This is a genomic window from Bradyrhizobium sp. BTAi1, assembly GCF_000015165.1.
Taxonomy (GTDB): domain Bacteria; phylum Pseudomonadota; class Alphaproteobacteria; order Rhizobiales; family Xanthobacteraceae; genus Bradyrhizobium; species Bradyrhizobium denitrificans.
In genome coordinates this window covers 1,085,052-1,101,511 of record NC_009485.1, presented here as the reverse complement: position 1 = coordinate 1,101,511, position 16,460 = coordinate 1,085,052, and the positions used below count along the sequence as shown (strand labels likewise).

The 16,460-nt window shown below is 61.9% G+C and carries 12 protein-coding genes; 2 read left to right on the top strand and 10 right to left on the bottom strand.

Going from position 1 to position 16,460, the window contains the following annotated elements; all coding sequences use genetic code 11:
• A complete protein-coding gene (locus tag BBTA_RS04985) occupies positions 1 to 1,503 on the bottom strand; it encodes an oligosaccharide flippase family protein (RefSeq protein ID WP_041750344.1) in 1,503 nt (500 codons plus the stop codon).
• Positions 1,504 to 1,668: 165 nt separating this feature from the next.
• Positions 1,669 to 2,565 carry a glycosyltransferase family 2 protein gene (locus BBTA_RS04980; protein ID WP_049795307.1) on the bottom strand — a complete coding sequence of 299 codons (897 nt, stop codon included), beginning with the start codon at positions 2,563 to 2,565 and terminating at the stop codon, positions 1,669 to 1,671.
• 1,358 nt (positions 2,566 to 3,923) lie between these two features.
• On the opposite strand from BBTA_RS04980, the gene BBTA_RS04975 reads away from it, so the two are divergent.
• Positions 3,924 to 4,823, top strand: a complete 900-nt coding sequence (locus BBTA_RS04975; protein ID WP_083780600.1) for a sugar phosphate nucleotidyltransferase — start codon at positions 3,924 to 3,926, stop codon at positions 4,821 to 4,823.
• 227 nt (positions 4,824 to 5,050) lie between these two features.
• Here the strand turns inward: BBTA_RS04975 and BBTA_RS04970 are convergent, their stop codons facing one another.
• The 5 genes from BBTA_RS04970 to BBTA_RS04950 all read right to left on the bottom strand — a co-directional run bounded on the left by BBTA_RS04970 (position 5,051) and on the right by BBTA_RS04950 (position 10,804).
• Positions 5,051 to 6,223, bottom strand: a complete 1,173-nt coding sequence (locus BBTA_RS04970) for an acyltransferase (protein WP_083780599.1) — start codon at positions 6,221 to 6,223, stop codon at positions 5,051 to 5,053.
• A 116-nt stretch (positions 6,224 to 6,339) separates the two neighbouring features.
• Positions 6,340 to 7,662: a DUF4910 domain-containing protein gene (locus BBTA_RS04965; RefSeq protein WP_012041351.1), complete on the bottom strand. Its 1,323-nt coding sequence runs from the start codon at positions 7,660 to 7,662 to the stop codon at positions 6,340 to 6,342.
• Entirely contained in the window at positions 7,659 to 8,198 is a 540-nt protein-coding gene (locus tag BBTA_RS04960; protein ID WP_041750342.1) for a dTDP-4-dehydrorhamnose 3,5-epimerase family protein, read from the bottom strand. Before BBTA_RS04960 ends, BBTA_RS04965 begins: the two co-directional genes overlap by 4 nt.
• Before the next feature lie 65 nt (positions 8,199 to 8,263).
• Entirely contained in the window at positions 8,264 to 9,526 is a 1,263-nt protein-coding gene (locus BBTA_RS04955) for a class I SAM-dependent methyltransferase (protein ID WP_012041349.1), read from the bottom strand.
• Positions 9,527 to 9,766: 240 nt separating this feature from the next.
• Positions 9,767 to 10,804, bottom strand: coding sequence for an NAD(P)-dependent oxidoreductase (locus BBTA_RS04950; protein WP_012041348.1), 1,038 nt, complete (start codon positions 10,802 to 10,804; stop codon positions 9,767 to 9,769).
• Between the two features lie 397 nt (positions 10,805 to 11,201).
• On the opposite strand from BBTA_RS04950, the gene BBTA_RS04945 reads away from it, so the two are divergent.
• The gene (locus BBTA_RS04945; RefSeq protein ID WP_041750341.1) at positions 11,202 to 12,539 is read left to right on the top strand and encodes a glutamate-1-semialdehyde 2,1-aminomutase; all 1,338 of its coding nucleotides are present in this window, start codon (positions 11,202 to 11,204) and stop codon (positions 12,537 to 12,539) included.
• A 58-nt stretch (positions 12,540 to 12,597) separates the two neighbouring features.
• Here BBTA_RS04945 and BBTA_RS04940 read toward each other — a convergent pair whose 3' ends face one another.
• The 3 genes from BBTA_RS04940 to BBTA_RS04930 form a co-directional block, all read right to left on the bottom strand.
• Positions 12,598 to 14,118 (bottom strand): oligosaccharide flippase family protein, encoded by a 1,521-nt coding sequence (locus BBTA_RS04940; RefSeq protein ID WP_012041346.1) that lies wholly within the window; start codon positions 14,116 to 14,118, stop codon positions 12,598 to 12,600.
• A gap of 132 nt (positions 14,119 to 14,250) precedes the next feature.
• Positions 14,251 to 15,135, bottom strand: a complete 885-nt coding sequence (locus tag BBTA_RS04935; RefSeq protein WP_041750340.1) for a glycosyltransferase family 2 protein — start codon at positions 15,133 to 15,135, stop codon at positions 14,251 to 14,253.
• Positions 15,136 to 15,292: 157 nt separating this feature from the next.
• A complete protein-coding gene (locus tag BBTA_RS04930) occupies positions 15,293 to 16,387 on the bottom strand; it encodes a glycosyltransferase family 1 protein (RefSeq protein ID WP_041750339.1) in 1,095 nt (364 codons plus the stop codon).
• Between the last annotated feature and the right edge of the window lie 73 nt (positions 16,388 to 16,460).

Below are 16,460 nucleotides of genomic sequence, written 5' to 3'. Positions count from 1 at the left end.
CTACGCATGAATCCTGCGCCAATATCCGCCGACCACTTTCACGATATGGTCCTCCAGGCCGTCCGGACGGCCCGCTGCGCTCCATAGCACGAACATCGTGCCCCAATAGCAGATCGCACCGCTCACGCTGACCGCGGCGAGCTTCACGGCAACGCTGAGCATATCATTGGCGTCGGAAATCGCGTGCTGGGCACCGATCATCGCTGCAGTGGCAATGGCGACGCTCGCCGCGGCCCTCCACGGCCCCAGCAATTGTCCGCGCAGAGACAGCCCGATAAAGCCGCGCACCATATACATGGCGTATCCTGCTACCGCCGTCGCCGTCACCAAGCGCACCGCGATAACACCGGCGATGCCATAATGAGCGATGGCGACCAGCATCAAGGGGGTCTTGAGGCAAAGCTCAGCAAGGTTGAGCCGAAAGAACGCGACCGTTCGATTGAGCGTCGTTGCCAACGGCATCAGCGGCCCGACGAACAAGGATGGGATGATGCCAAGCGCAAGCCAATGCAGAATTGGCGCGGCTTCAAGCCATTTCTGGCCGATCACGAGGCGAACGATCGCGTCCGAATTCACGCTGACCCACACAAGAATCGGCAGGCCGATCGTCATGATCCCGACCGCGCTCTTGTGATAGGCGGCACGCAGCCGGTCCGGATCCTGCTTCACCGCCGAGAATGCAACGGTCAGCGGACTGGTGATCTGGTTCACGAGCACCTGGAGCGGCAGCACAGCGAGATTGGACGCCATCGAGAACTGGCCGAGATCAGACCGGCTGACGAAACGGCCCAGCAGCAATTGATCCATCTGCCACACCACGGCCGCCACCAGCTGGGCCGCGGTCGAGGCGCGAAGATAGCTCTCGAAGGTGCGCCATTCCTTGAGCGAAAACGCCGGCCGGTAGGGAGCGAAGCAGTAGGACAGAATCAGCATCGTCACGGGCGATGCGATCGTCGCCACCGCGATCGACCAGTAACTCCCTGTAAACCACGCGACACTGACCGACGCGGCCAGCGCGGTGCATTTGCCCGCCACGTCCATCGTCAGGCTGGGCAGATAGTTGAACTTGATCGCATATTCGACGGTCCGCGGACTGATGAGTCCCCGGGACGCCGGCGCGGCCGCGAGCGCAAACAGCAGCCAGATCAGCCGGTGGTCATCATAGACCAGCGACAGCGGCCAGGCGATCGCGAGCACGATGCCGGTCAGCACCAAGCCTCTGAGAAGCTGCAACGTGAAGGCACTATCGAAATGAGACTTTGTCCGGGTCGACAACGTCATCAGAGCGAGGCTCAGCGGCAACTCCAGGATCGCCTCGAGGATCTGGACGATCGACATCGCAATCGCCACGAGCCCGAAATCGGTCGGCGACAGCAGCCGCCCCAGCGCGACCAGGGTGACGAGGTCCAGCCCCCGCGTGATAAGCCGCGCGATCACCAGGACGATAGCGCCTCGCGCAGCAAGGCTCCTGAGCTTCTGTGTTCCCTGGCTCAACGCTGGCACCGCGTCTGAGGATCGGCACGCCACATGATCGACAACGCGTCGTTCAAAGCTCAGGACGAGCGGGAGCGTGGGTCGGCCCCATGCCCTGCAGGGGTCCCCTGACAGGCGCGCTTGGACCGGCCAACCGGCAGCAACGGCTCATCGCCGGGGAGAGAGGCCCGTGGCTCACGCGCGCGCCCCCAGTCGCGACGACACGGAAGCGGCATATCTGAGAAGATCCCAGCTCTCGCCCAGCTCACCGTGGAGGAGCGCGCGGGCACTCCAGCGCGCGGCCCGGATGGCGATATTCCGGTTGATCATCTTGCGCAGGCAGGTCGGATCAGCGAGCGCATTTCCCCTCTCGTCCAAAAAGCTGTCGAAGGCGGCCTTTCGATAGATCAGGTCCGACTTTCGGCCCTTCAGATAGACGTTGGACATATTCTTCCCGTGCAGCCGACGGATGGCCTGGACGGCCGAGGTTTCGACGACATCCCCGAAACTGGCGAGGCGCAGCATCATTTCAACGTCTTCGGTATAGGACAGGTGCGCTTTGTAATGACCGGCCTGCTTCTGCACCGAGGTGCGCGTCACCAGCGTCCCGAGCGCGACAAAGCTTGCCGGGTTGCGACACCTTTCGTCGATGAAATCGACGCCGCGCGACATCCGCCAGGACTCCGGCTGCGATTGATCGATATGCGGGAATGGCTCATCCTGAATATATTCGAGCTCCCGCCCGATCAGGAATGCCGCGCTGGGGTGATCGTCCAGCAACCGGACGGCGCGTGACAAGGCGCCGGGAGCGACCAGATCGTCGGCGCAGACGATGGCGAAATACGGCGACGACGCCCAATCGACGCCCTCATTGAACGAGGCCATCAGCCCGAGATTGGTCTCGCGCGTTCTGACCTCGATTCGGGCATCCTCGCTGGCGAGCTGGCGCGCGATCTCGACGCTGTCATCGGTCGACGCGTTGTCGAGAATGAGAATGCGCAGATCGACGTCTTGGCTCCGGATGCTGTTGATGCATTCGGGAAGAAAACGGCCGTATTGATACGACGGTACCAGAACGTCAATCTGAGGCACTTCACTACTCCATTCCACCCCAGCTCGTTGCGAGTTCGAGCCGAAAGCGATCGATCAAAACCAGGGGACCGCGACGTCTGCATCCATGCTGAGGCGTGAGAGGGCTTCGACCAGCCGTCACGCGTGAGGGGCATCCTTGGCGGCCTATAAACTCCCGAAATATTGCAAAACAATATGCTCGAACGCACGTCGAGGCATCAATCAGTGCGAGAGACAGTTAATCTCGGACGTGTGTGTGATCCGACGACCCGCGCCAGTGTCGGCGGGTGACTTCGGAGCGCTCGACAAGCGACGTAGCAGTTTTGGGGGACGCGTCCAGCGGACGTTATGCCAATGGCGGATCATCGAGCGGCTGATCGCCGGCCCGCCGCCCTGCGTCAAATTGCCATACGCAGTCATCGGGCGACGGCCGATTTCGTCGCCTGACGTGATCGCTCTCTCGCGCGTCATCGGAGACCTCTGCGGCCTTTGCTGGGCGGACACCGCGATTCGCTGAGACTGCGCCGGGCCGACGCTCAAGGCGGGCGGAGCATCGCGCAAAGCGACACACCTTTCAATGAAATAGATCACAGAGCGCGGCATGCCGGCGGATCGGCGCGGCACCAGCGCTCCGCAGCACCGGCAAGCTCCCCTGCCCACTTCAAGGTCGCTCGATACCGCCGTGCACCATTGCGACGTCGCTTCCCCGCGTTTGGCGGACTGCGACGAACGACCGTCGCCGCGTGCGACATCCGGATGGCGCGGCCTTCGCTCAGGCTGGAGATCCAACACCATGCGGAGAGGCGCCCGAACGGGCGACTGATGTCGCGAGGGCGAGTGTCGCGGGGAGCGAGCCGTCCGACGGACTGGGTGACCACGGCAGCATGCTCCAGGAATGGGGCGCTCCGAATTTGCCCCGGATCTGGAGAAGCGGCAGCCTGTCGCAAATCCGTCAAGGGAACGGGGTCAAACCGTTGCGGCTGGCTAAGGTCCACTGCGGGCTCACCACGGAGTGAACCAGCGGCTCTGCCAGCATCGGTCGCCGCGCTTGACCGTTGTGTGCCAACCGGGAGTGCGTGTAGCATGCGAGCGATCGCTGCGGCGGTCCTGGAGCGCTGGACCTGGGCGAGACCTTCCGCGCGGTTACGACCGGCTCCAAGCCAAGCCATGGCGCCCAGGATACGGTTCGGACGCCCGGCTCGGCAGACAGATTTCCAAATGACGTTTAACCATGCGGCACAAAGACAGGTTTTTTCGGCAGTGCAGCACGGCTAATGTCTTTTTGACGCACGACAGACCTAAGAGCGGGCGGTCGTGAACCAGTCACTTCAGACCAGAGACATTGGTATTAGTCAGTTATCGTTTTGAGGACAGCGCACATGAAGGTCGTGATATTTTGTGGTGGCAAGGGTCTTCGGCTGCGGGACTTCTCAGAGAACATCCCGAAGCCGATGGTGCCGGTCGGCCCGCGGCCGATCATTTGGCATACGATGAAATATTACGCCCATCACGGTCATAAGGATTTCATCCTTGCGCTCGGGCACAAGTCAGAAGCCATCAAGGATTTCTTCCTCAATTACAGCGAGGCGATGAGCAACGACTTCGTCCTCAGCAACGGGGGACGCTCGGTCAAGCTGCTATCCTCGGATATCGATGACTGGACGATCACCTTCGTCGACACCGGGATCGAGTCGAACATCGGCCAGCGGCTGATGCGGGTTCGCGACCATGTCGCGTCCGACGAATATTTCATGTGCAGCTATGCGGACTGCCTCACCGACGCGCCGCTCGACCACATGATCGAGACCGTGAAGCAATCGAACAAGGCCATGAGCTTTCTCGCGGTCAAGCCGAGCTCCAGCTTCCATGCCCTGCAATATGACGCCTCAGGCGATCTGATCGGAATCAAGCCGGCCGACCAGCTCGGGCTGTACATTAATGGCGGCTATTGGATCATGCGCCCGGACGTTTTTGATTACATCAAGCCCGGCGAGGAGGTCGTCGAGGAGCCGATGCGCCGCTTGATCGCCGCCAAGCAGCTTCATCCCTATCGCTATGACGGCTTCTGGGCCTGTATGGACACCTTCAAAGAGAAGATGATGCTCGACGACATGGTGAGCACAGGCAAGGCCAAATGGCAGGTGTGGGCGAATGCAGCGGCCCGCGCGCAATCCGCGCCGCCGGCCGGCCCCGCGATCGATCTCGGAAAGGTCACTGAGGGCCTGCAGCCGATCAAAGCAGCTCAGGCGGGTGCCTTTCCTCGCAACACGCTGGCCTGACGTCGAAGGCGGCGCCACCACTGCAACTTGGCGCTTGACGTCGGCAGAACAGAGTATGATCCGGGACCAGTGGAAACTGGTTCTCCGAGGAGATCATGCTCAAACGAAGAGATAAGATCATGGTGCGCTTCTGCGGAAACGCATCGTGATCAAGGGGGGTCTCGTCAGATCGTGGCGCCCCCGCCGTCTCGGATCGTGCGGCAATAGCCGTGTGGTGAACGCGCAGATCACGCCGCGTCGGATGAGATCGGAATCTCGGCGGGTGGCCCGACGGCCACGCGATTGTCGGTCTCCCTAGGCTGCTTGGGTGACCGGCGGCGCAGCCGGTTCAAGAGCGGCCGCTCCAGCACGTAGTACACCCCAATTGCGACGATCCACGCTGCTGCCAGGAACACGAATCTCGTACCGCCAACCCCCAAAATCGGGAACAGCCGGAAGGCGCGCAAGGCGCTTGTGACGAGAGCGAGGGCGAACAGGTGAGAGACGAACACCGAATAGGATGTTTCGCCAAGCGCAGCCACGAGACGCCATTTCGGCCAGTTCCATTGCTTCTCGACGAACACGCATACGAACAGCAGGGCAGCGCTGGACACCCCCCAATACAGCGCCCGGTCGTCGCCACCCGAGACATCTTCGAACACTCCGGCCGCGAAAACCGACAGGCCCAAGACACCGACGACGACGATCGTCGATAACGAGACGCGTCGTTCGATGAACAGCCAGCCGACGATCATTCCAAGGATGAAATCGAGGTTGATCGTCGCACCATAGAAGTCCAGCAGCCTGCCTTCGCCCGGGGCCAACAGCCGCAACGTCATCAAGCCCAGGAGAACGGCGCTGGCGGCGAGAACACGGCGCCTGACCGGCAAGGGCAGCAACGCACCAAAGATCACATAGAAGAACACGAAATGATTGAGGACCCAGCCGGGAAACAGGAACGGCCGATCGACGCCCAGCACGGGGTGAGGATATGGAACAAAGGCGAGCGAGAACAGGAAGTGCCAGGGCTCGAACCCGGAGGTCATCAAGTGGCTCGGAGCCACCACCAGCACCAGCAGCATCAGAAAGGTGAACAGCCAATAGAGCGGCGCGATGCGCAGCAGGCGCCGGTACATGAAGCCGCCGAACGTGTCGCCCCTGTCGCGCTGGGTGTACACCATGATGAAGCCGCCGATCACGAAGAACAGATCGGTGCCGGCGGCGCCGAAGCCGAACGAGTGCGCGTGATGGCCGTCGGAGAGCCGGGTGATCTGCAGTTCGGTGTGATAGAGGACGATCACCGATGCGGCGAGAACCCGCAAATGCTGCAGGCTCTGGATTTTGGCTTCCGCCGTCTGGAGATTACCTCCAGGCTTGCTGGCGGCTCCCTCTGACTGCCTTAGTAACACTTCGGTACTCATCAACAGACCTCAGGTCACAGAGCGCGACGGAGACGAAGTGACCTCCTGTCACCAGGGAGCCGTTCGCATTCCAGCCGATATAGCCCCAGATGTCGTGACCCAGACTTGATCTCTTACTAGGTCACATCTTCCACCAGCGATGCATCGAGCGCGAGCCGCGCGGCTGCCTCGATACGAGAAAACGGAATGTTGGCGCGATCTGCCATATCAAGCAAACTGTGCCGGCCATCGGCGAGATTGAGGAACCACAATAAATCCATTTGCGTGGCGCCGCCGGCCTCGCGCTGCCCTGCAATCATTCGATAAAGCCCGCGGCGTCCGAGTTGCGGTTCGCCGCGGCCGTCGACGCGGCGATAGAGGCGGTCGCCGTCGAGCACCGAGCAAATCGCAGAAACCACAGCGTAGGAGTGCTCGAGGGCTTCCGGCCGCACAAAGTCGAGATTATCGGCCGACGTATGATATTCCGGAAACGTGCCGTGCAGGCCGCGCATCAGGCAACCGACGGGCAGATCGAAGCCCGGCGAGCAGAACTGCCGTTCGTCATAGCCGTAGGGGTTGAACGGAAGAACCTCGAAGCGGTGTCCGGAATGCCGCAGCACATGCGCTGCAGCGCGGTCGATCGACGCTCCACTTCGGCTTTGCTTGTAGTGGAACGGGCCGGGATCGCCCACGCAGGTCAACACCAGCCCATGTTTGATCCTGTCCAGATCACGCTCGTTGCGAGCAAGCCAGGTAATCGCGCCGATCGTCGCCGGCAGGAACAAGAACCGGTAGCTCAGTTGCCGGCGCCGGGCCTGCTGGCTCAGCGCCAGCGCGGTCATCACGGCAATGCCCGAGAGATTGTCATTTGCCAGGCTGGGATGGCAGATATGACAGCTGAACAGAACCTCGTCGGTGGTCTCACCCGGAAGGTAGAATTCGCCGTATGTCAGCGAGCCCGGAGAAATGTCGCTGTTGATCTCGACCCGATAGGTCTCATCCGTCATCGACTGCCAGAGGTGGTGCGGGATGCAGAACCCCCAATCATCGGCGTAGTAGCCGGTGCGATAGGGAATGAGATCGGGCTGGTCAGGCAGCGTATGAACGTGAGTTGCGAGTTCGGCGCGCGTGAACACGCCCCGCACCGGCTTGCTGTATCCCATCACATGGAGATTGCTGTCGGCGAAATCGACCAGACGGCGGCCGTCCATGGTCGCGATATGCGCGCCGCGGATGTTCCATTCCTTCGGCACATGCCAGTCGAGAACGGCAGTGCCCGTCTCCACCTCTCGGATCTGCAGATCGAGGTGCCTTGCGACGATCGCCAGCGTCTGGCGGACACCGTCGCCGGTCAGGCTCCGATTAAGCGGATACAGTTGTTCGACCAGGCCATAAAGATCAAGCGGTGGCTTGCTGCTCGCAGCCGAAGCATCATCGCGTGATTGGTCGACCACCATCATGTGTCGCGCCCGGCGAAGTCCGGCCACGCCGCGTCCTTGTCCGACATTTCGGACACCGCCTCGGGCCACGCGATCCGGAAGCTCGGGTCATCGTGACGAAAGCCATCGGACAGCTCCGCCACATATTCGATCCCCATCAGATACTCGACCACGGAATCGTCGGCCAAGGTCTGGAAGCCATGGGCAAAGCCCGCGGGGATGTAGAGCATTCGCCCCGACGACGGCGACAATTCATAAGCGTAGACTTCGCCGCGGGTGGACGAGCCCTCACGAATGTCCACGATGACATCGTGGATACAACCCGACGTGCATCGAACGAGCTTGGCGTCGGCTTTCGGAGCGCGCTGGAAATGCATGCCGCGCACCGTTCCGCGCTTGCGCGTCAACGAGCTGTTGCCTTGCACTGGCGTGAATTCGATGCCGTGATCCGCGAAGGTCGACGCGCACCAGGTCCGCGTGAACGTCCCGCGGCGGTCGCCATGCGGCATCAGCTCGATCAATTGAGCTCCCGAGTTGCCAATGGGAATGAACTTCACGGCACGAGATCCTCTTCAGAACCGATCTAAACTGTTCGCGCTGGTCAGGCCAAATGGATTCGGCACTACTCGATGGTCGCTTTGGGAACCGGTATGATGAAACGTCCGCCCCACTCCCGGATGCCAGCCATCTGCGCCTGGATCTCGTGCTTGAGGTTCCACGGCAGGACCAGAACATAGTCCGGCTTGGCTTCGAAAATCGCGTCCGGCGAAAGGATCGGAATGCGGACGCCCGGAAGATAGCGCCCCTGCTTCGAAGGGGCGCGATCGACGGTGAAGTCGATGAAATCCCTCGCCACGCCGCAGAAATTCAACAGTGTGACGCCCTTGGCCGGCGCGCCATAACCGGCAATGGTCTTGCCGGCCCGCTTCAACGAGATCAGAAGTTCCAGCAGGCTGCGCTTGGTCTCCTTCACCGCCTCGTTCCAGGCCGTATAGATGGCATCGCCATCGAGACCATAGGCCCGCTCCTTGGCAAGCACCTCGGCAACGCGCGGGCTCTCAGGGTGCTGCGCGTCCTGATGACAGACGAAGAAGCGGATCGAGCCGCCATGTGTCTCGAGCAACTCGACGTCGAACACGCGCAAGCCAGCAGCGGCGAAGATCCGCTGCCCGGCAATGAGCGACAGATACGAGAAGTGCTCATGATAGATGGTGTCGAACTGATGCCGCTGCATCAGGGTGAGGAGGTGCTGCACCTCGAAGGTCGCAACGCCTTCCGGCGCGAGCAGGATCTTCGCGCCGCCGACAAAGTCGTTGATGTCGGGCACGTGCGCCAGGACATTGTTGGCGGTGAGCAGGTCGGCGGACCAGCCTTCGTCAACGAGGCGACGGGCAAGATCACGGCCGAAGAACTCGATCCGGGAATCGATGCCCTTTTCCCGCGCCTCAAGCGCGACGCTGGCGCAGGGCTCGATGCCGAGACAGCTCAGTTGCCTCTTCAGCGAGTACTGCAGCAGATAGCCATCATTGGAGGCAATCTCGACATGACGTGAACCCGCGCCGAGTCCGAAGCGAGCGGCCATCGCATCGACATAAGACCGCGCGTGCTCCAGCCAGGACGTCGAATGCGAGGAGAAATAGGCGTAGTCGTCGCGGAAAATATCGGACGCTGCCAGCAGGTCGCGGGTCTGCACCAGGCGGCACTCGCGGCACACGAACGCCTCAAGCGGATAGAACGGCTCAGCCCTGTTGTAATTTTCCGGGTCGACGTAATCGTTGGCGACCGGGGACATGCCCAGGTCGATCAGCTTCAGCGAGAGCTCGGTGCCGCAGTGCCGACACTTGGGGGCAATGTCCCGCCCGGTCGATAGGCTCAACGTCGTCATTACATCCTCACTCAAATCTCACGCGCCCGGTCGATCATCCGCGCGTGCCATCATCTAACCACCGCAGTGGCGCTCGCACTCAGATCAGGGTACCGATGCCGCGGCCCGCTCTTTGCCGTCGTCGGTCTCGATGAATACACTCTTAATATCGCAGGCGAACACGGTCCGCACTCGCCTGCTGCGATTATGCTGAATCGGAGGTCGGGCGCCCTCGGCGCCCGCGAAAAATCGCGTTGGGCGTCAGGTCCATTCGAGCGTGCGGTTGAGGCGCTGATTGTCGATGTGGTCCTGCAGGATCCTGAGACGCATCAGGCCGGACGTCCTGAAATTGGCGTCGTTGAAGCGCATCGCCCGAAGCCCGGCAATCAGGTTCTGGATCGATTGCTCAAGCGTAACGACGGGCTGATGATGCGGCGCGAGCGAGCGATAAAGCCCGAAATCGACCTTGTAGGAACGGCTGTCGACCGGAGCTGAGGTGTTGATCGACACGTCCGTTCCAGGCACGCTCTGTGCGACCGCATGCGCGAGCTCCTTGACCTGATAATTCCGGTCGTCAGAGCCGACATTGACGGCGAGATACCGGCCGCCGGTCTGAGCCCCCCTGTCGATGGCCCAATCGATCGCGCGCGCCATGTCTGCGACGTCGATCAATGGCCGCCATGGCGTCCCATCGGACAACACGCTGATCTTGCCTTGGCTGAGGGCGCAGGCCACGAAATCGTTCAGAACGAGATCGAGGCGCAGCCGGTCCGACATGCCGCAGGCCGTGGCGAAGCGAAGGCTCGTCACCACCATATTGGTGTCGATCGACGCCAATTCCCGCTCCGCTCCGATCTTGGACTTGGCATAGGCCGTGATCGGGTTGAGCGGATCGCTCTCCTTGCGCGGCGCACCTTCAGCGACGCCATAGACGCTGCAACTCGACGCGAACACGAAATTCTTTACGCCGGCAGCCGCTGCCGCCTTGGCGATCGACACCGTGCTGCCCTGATTGATGTCGAACGTCACCGCCTCGAACTGATTGCCCATCGGATCGTTCGAGATGGCCGCCAGCTGGACGACCGCATCATAGCTGCGCAGATCGAGGCCGACATTGCGGACGTCGCCGTAGAACTGTTCGTCGAGGTCACGCTCCGGTAGACGCGGCGCGCCGGTCAGGCAATGGGCGAAATAGGCATTGTCGAAGCCGTGCAGCGTCGCGTCCGGGCGCTGCTGGCGCAGGTACTTGATGACCGCAGGACCGACATAGCCCAGATTTCCCGTAATCAGAATTTTCACCACATTCACCCCTGATGATGGCGGAGATCCGCCGCGCGCAGGCCGGACGAACCATCTCGATTATCGATCGCGTCTGTTATCATCGAGCTTACCACGATGCGATGACGGACCTCGGCGCCGCTCCGGTCGGCAAATTGAGGCACGCGTGAGACGGCTGCGTCAGCCTGTTTGAAAAGACTTGCGATATCATTCGTCTAGGCAACTGCGTCAGACGCCGCAATGAGAAATACCACACTGCGCTCCTGCCGGCCATTTTAACGTTACAACCGCGAGCCGTCTATTTGGGCTTGGTACGTGCAGGATTATGGTCTAGGTTTACAAGGAGCCAGCAGCTACGCTCAGTCAGCGCTGACGTTCGATTTCAAAGCAGAACACATTACAGAGCAGAGTCATTTGCGTGAACTCGCGCCACAAACAGCTTGATGCGGCCGCCTTTGAGCGGTCCCTCGCGATGAGGTCCAAGGCTCATTCGCTCATTCCCGGCGGGGCCCATACGTACGCCAAGGGCGATGATCAATATCCGGTGCTTGCTCCGAGCTTCTTGACGCGGGGCGAGGGATGCCACGTCTGGGATATCGATGGCAACGAGTTCATCGAGTATGGCATGGGGCTGCGGGCCGTCACGCTCGGCCACGCCTACAAGCCCGTCGTCGAAGCCGCGCACCGGCAGATGCTGCTCGGCGAGAACTACACCCGCCCTGCGACAATTGAACTCACCTGCGCGGAAGAATTCCTCGGCTTGATCGAGGGCGCCGACATGGTCAAGTTCGCAAAGAACGGCTCCGACGCGACCACCGCCGCGGTGCGGCTGGCGCGCGCCTATACCGGCCGCGACCTGATCGCGCGCTGCGGCGACCAGCCATTCTTCTCGACCGATGACTGGTTCATCGGCAACACGCCAATGTCGGCCGGCATTCCGAAGGTCGTGCAGGACCTGACATTGCAGTTCCGCTACAACGACATCGAAAGCCTGCGATCGCTGTTCGCGCAGCATCCCGGCGAGATCGCCTGCGTGATCATGGAAGCGGCGACAGCCGTCGAGCCGCAGCCCGGTTTTCTCCACGCGGTCCAGGCGCTGTGCCGCAAGGAAGGCGCGGTGTTCATCCTCGACGAGATGATCACGGGCTTCCGCTGGAATGTCGGCGGCGCCCAGAGGGAATATGGAATCACCCCTGATCTGTCGACCTTCGGCAAGGGCATCGGCAACGGTTTCTCGGTCTCGGCTCTGGCGGGCAAGCGCGAGCTGATGGAACTCGGCGGGCTGCGCGACGATCGCGAGCGCGTGTTCCTGCTATCGACGACCCATGGCGCCGAGAATCACGCGCTGGCGGCGGCGATCGCCACCATGCAGGTCTACCGCAACGATCATGTGATCGAGCATCTGCACAGGCAAGGCGAACGGCTGCGCGCCGGCGTCAATCCGGTAATCAAAGAGCTCGGCATCGGCGATCATTTCGAGCTGCTGGGCCGCGCCAGCAACATGGTTTTCGCGACCCGCGATACAGCCAAGCAGCCGTCGCAGCCGTTCAGGACGCTCTTCCTCCAGGAGATGATCAAGCGCGGGATCATTACCCCATCGCTCGTCGTCAGCTTCTCTCATACCGACGCAGACATCGATCGGACTATCGAGGCGATCGCCGAATCGCTCAAAGTGTATCGGAGCGCGCTCGAGGACGGGGTCGATCATTATCTCGTGGGACGTCCGGTCAAGCCGGTGTTCAGGAAGTTCAGCTGAGACCCAGCAGCTGCATTATGTCCGAGAGGCCGGCCAGGTCGGCTGAGTCAGCCGCCCGCTAGGCCGGAGCCGAACGGCTGAGCTTGCGCAGCAGCGCACCCGCCGCGCCGATGGCGTCAGCCTCGATGCCCTCCGGCATGCCGGACAGCCGCCATAACAGGAATACGCTCCCGACATACACGCCCCCGCCGGCGGCGATCGTCACGGCCAGATACGTCACCTTGGCGACGGTGGTCCCGGCTGCGCCGAGCCAGAGCTGAAGCGGCACCACCGCCACCGCCATGGCGGCTGCGCCGAGCACCGCGCGCCATGAGGAGAGCAACTGGTCCATCACCGGCAGCTTGATCAGATCGCGCGCAGCCACCATCGAGCAGATCGCCACCGCGGCGCTGACGGTCAGCCGAACCAGGAGGACCCCTTCAATCCCGTCGTAATAGACGCCCAGGAGCGTGAGCGGCAGTTTCAGGGCCAGTTCGGCGACCGCCAGCCACAGCAGCACGCGCGTCTGGTTGAGCGCCATCGACAGCGGCGAGAGCGGCGCGACGAACAGCGAGGGAACGGCGACCAGAGCGAGCCATCGCAGCATCGCGCCCGCTTCCGACCATTGGTCGCCGAGAATCAGCTGAACGATCGGGCCTGCAGTCAGCGACATCCCGACCATGATGGGAAGGCCGACGGTGACGATGGTCGCGACGCTCTTCCGATAGGCTCCCCGCAGCCGCGCCGCATTCTCCCTCACCTGGGAAAAGGCCACGAGCAGTGGACTGATCACCTGCACGATGAAGATCTGCCAGGGAATGCTCGCAAGGTTCGAAGCCATCGCGAATCGACCGAGTTCGAACCGATCGACCCAGTGACCGAGGATCAGCTGATCCATCTGCCAGTTGGTGGCGGCGACCGCCTGGGTCACCGAGGTCCAGCCCAGGAAGCTGCCGAACGCCCGCCATTCGGCAAGAGCGAAACGCGGCCGGTAGGGCGCGAACAGGTAGGAAATAGCCGAGGCCGTGATCGGGACGGCAATGGTCCCCGCCGGCAGCGCCCAATAGCTCCTGGTCGACCACGCCAGGCTGACAGCGAGGACAAAACCGACGAGCTTGCCCGACGTCTCCATGACGAAGTTCGGCCAGAAATTGAAATTCGCCGAATGATCGATCATGCGCGGGCTGCCCAGCCCGCGCGACACGGGAGCAAGCCCCAGCGAGAGGATCAGCCAGATCAGGCGCTCATCATTGTAGACGTAGGCGACCGGCCAAGCCACCAGCAGCAGCATGGCGCTGAGCAGCGCGCCCTTGATCGTCAGCAGCGTGAAGGCTGTGTCGTAGTGGGCCCGGGTGCGATTCTTGATCGCAACCAGCGCGAAGAACACCGGCAGCTCCATCACGGCCTCGAACACCATCATCACCGACATTGCGATGGCGACGAGACCGAAATCCGCCGGCGACAACAATCGCCCGAGCACGACAAGCGATACGAGATCGATCGACCGGGTCGCCAACCGGAGCGCGACCAGCACCACCGCACCGGCAGCCGTCTGCCGGCCGATTTTCCTCGCTACGGCCTCAGTCTTTTCGGAGCTCATCGTATGTCGACCGACCTGGCGCTTGCGCTTGGGCCAAGATGCAAAGGATGCAATGAGGCGCGCTTGACGTTCACGCCTGTCGGCACTTCAGGCCGGTGGCCTGCTGTACTGCAGCCGGAACGACGTCACAAGCTAGAATACGGCGCGATCGACCACCAGCAATCCGAGGGCACGCAGGACGTTGAACTGCAGGTCGTTCAGGCAATAAAGCCGCCGGAACAGCGATTCTTCCGTTCCGTGGCGGGCCTGCTTCTCATACAGGTCGAGCTGCCTCTCCCGCTTCCGCCCCATCTCCTTGACGTCCTGAGCCGCCACACGCCGCTCCCATTTCTGACGCCACTGCACGAAGCTGATTGCATCAAAATGAGCCAGGTAGAGCGGCGATGGCCCTTCGGACGCCGCATATTCTCTGAGGACCGTGCCGTCGGCCGTTGCGTCGTGAATATCGAGCGTGAGGCCGGGGATACCGGCGCGAACAGCCTGCTTTCCCCGAGAGTGGCCGAGCAAGCCGCGAATGAAGAGATGCCCCAGCCCGGGATAGATCAGATGCGGCAGGATCGCGGCAAGGTAGCGATTGCACGGCCTCCTGAAGGCTTTCGCGCCATAATCGCTGGAAATCCGATCTCCGTCGATAAACACGGCCTCCGCCGAACCAAAGCGAACGACCTCATACTTCCCGCTTGCCTGAGCGAGGACGGCGGACAGCGATCCGTCTCCGAACACGAACTCGTCGATGTCGACGATCAGAACCCAGTCCGAGCGCGCGCTCGCATAAGCGCGATTATAGACGAGCCGCTGACGGTCCTCGACCGCGGCCGGACGCGGCACCTTGGCTGTACGCCAGAACTCATCGTCGCACTCGACGAGTTCAACACCGGATGGCGGAGAGCTTTCCTGCAGAGAGCCATCGAAGAAGATGCGAACCCGACTTGCACCAAGACGCAAATAATAGTCCGAAAATTTGGAGAGATATCGCTGTGGCGCCAGCGCCATCGCGATAACCTCAAAGCTAGCCATGACTTCCACTTCCCAAATAATGACACGGCGCGAGGCCGAAAACGACTTCCAAAATATTCACCTACATGTCTTGCACGACGTGATCATGTCCAGCGCCTGAACAAGCAATCGTCTGCGCCGCAATCTGATTATCACTTAACGTCCCCCGCAACCAATCCTAGATCTGGGTTCCCTGGATGGATCTCAGCACGTCCATCAGCCTGTCCCCGGCCGCGCGCCAGGTGAATATGTTCGCCCTCTCGCGCCCGTTCTGGGAATAGCGGTTCCAGCATAGTGGATCGTTGGCCAACGACGAGATCGCCTCGACCCATTCTCGCGGATCATCAGCCGACGCGTAGATCGCGGAGTCGCCGCACACTTCCGGCAAAGCCCCGCAGGGCGCCACGACCGCGGGACAGCCAAGCAGCATTCCTTCCAATGGCGGGAGGCCAAAGCCTTCGGTGGTCGAGGGAAAGGCGACGCAGACGGCCCGTTCCAACAGTGCGCGGAGCTCGCCATCGCTGACCCTGCCGGCAAACCGGACATTGTCGGGAACGACATGGCCCAGCGCCGCGAAGGCCTGGGCCCCCTCGCCGCCGACAAGAACCAGCCGGATCGGCTTCAGGCGTTCATCCGCGAACGCCTTCAGCAACAGACCGACATTCTTGTGCCGCTGCGTATTGGCCAACGCGACGACGAATTTCGTCTCGCCAAGCTGGAGCCGATCGAAGATGCCGGGCTCGGACGGAACCCGCAGGACATGATCGACCCCGTTGGGAACCACCGCGATCCGGTCGGCCGTCGTCACCCCGAAGTCGACCAGTTGTTTCGCGGTGAAGTGGGAGACGGCGAGTATCTTGCGATGTCTCCTGCCGATGGTCGGCAGGACGTAGCGATACCAGCGGGCAAACGCGCTCGAATATGATTCCGGCGTCGAGAAGGTCTGCGCATCATGGATCATGGTGACCGCGGACGTGCTGATCATCGGCGCGAGATTGCACAGGCTGAGCAACAGCCCCGACCGCGCGGCCCTCGGGAGGTCGAGTTGCTCCCACAGCTGGCCTGTGAGGAAACCCGCCTGCTTCATCTCGAACTGGTGACGGGACTTTGCCACGGTCCTCGGCACCACGATGGTGGTGGGCTCCGCGAACAGTCCAGCAAGCTCGTCGCGCCGGCTCGCGAGCTGAGCAATGAGCTCGTCAGCGACCCGGTGCACGCCGGTAGGGCCGGCGCCGAGATATTTTCCATTAATGAACAGTCGTCGGCCGCGCATCGTCGGTCTCAAATCCGCAAAACAAGCTTCCATCGATCCGATCTGGTGACATCTGCCAGATCTGCACGACAGC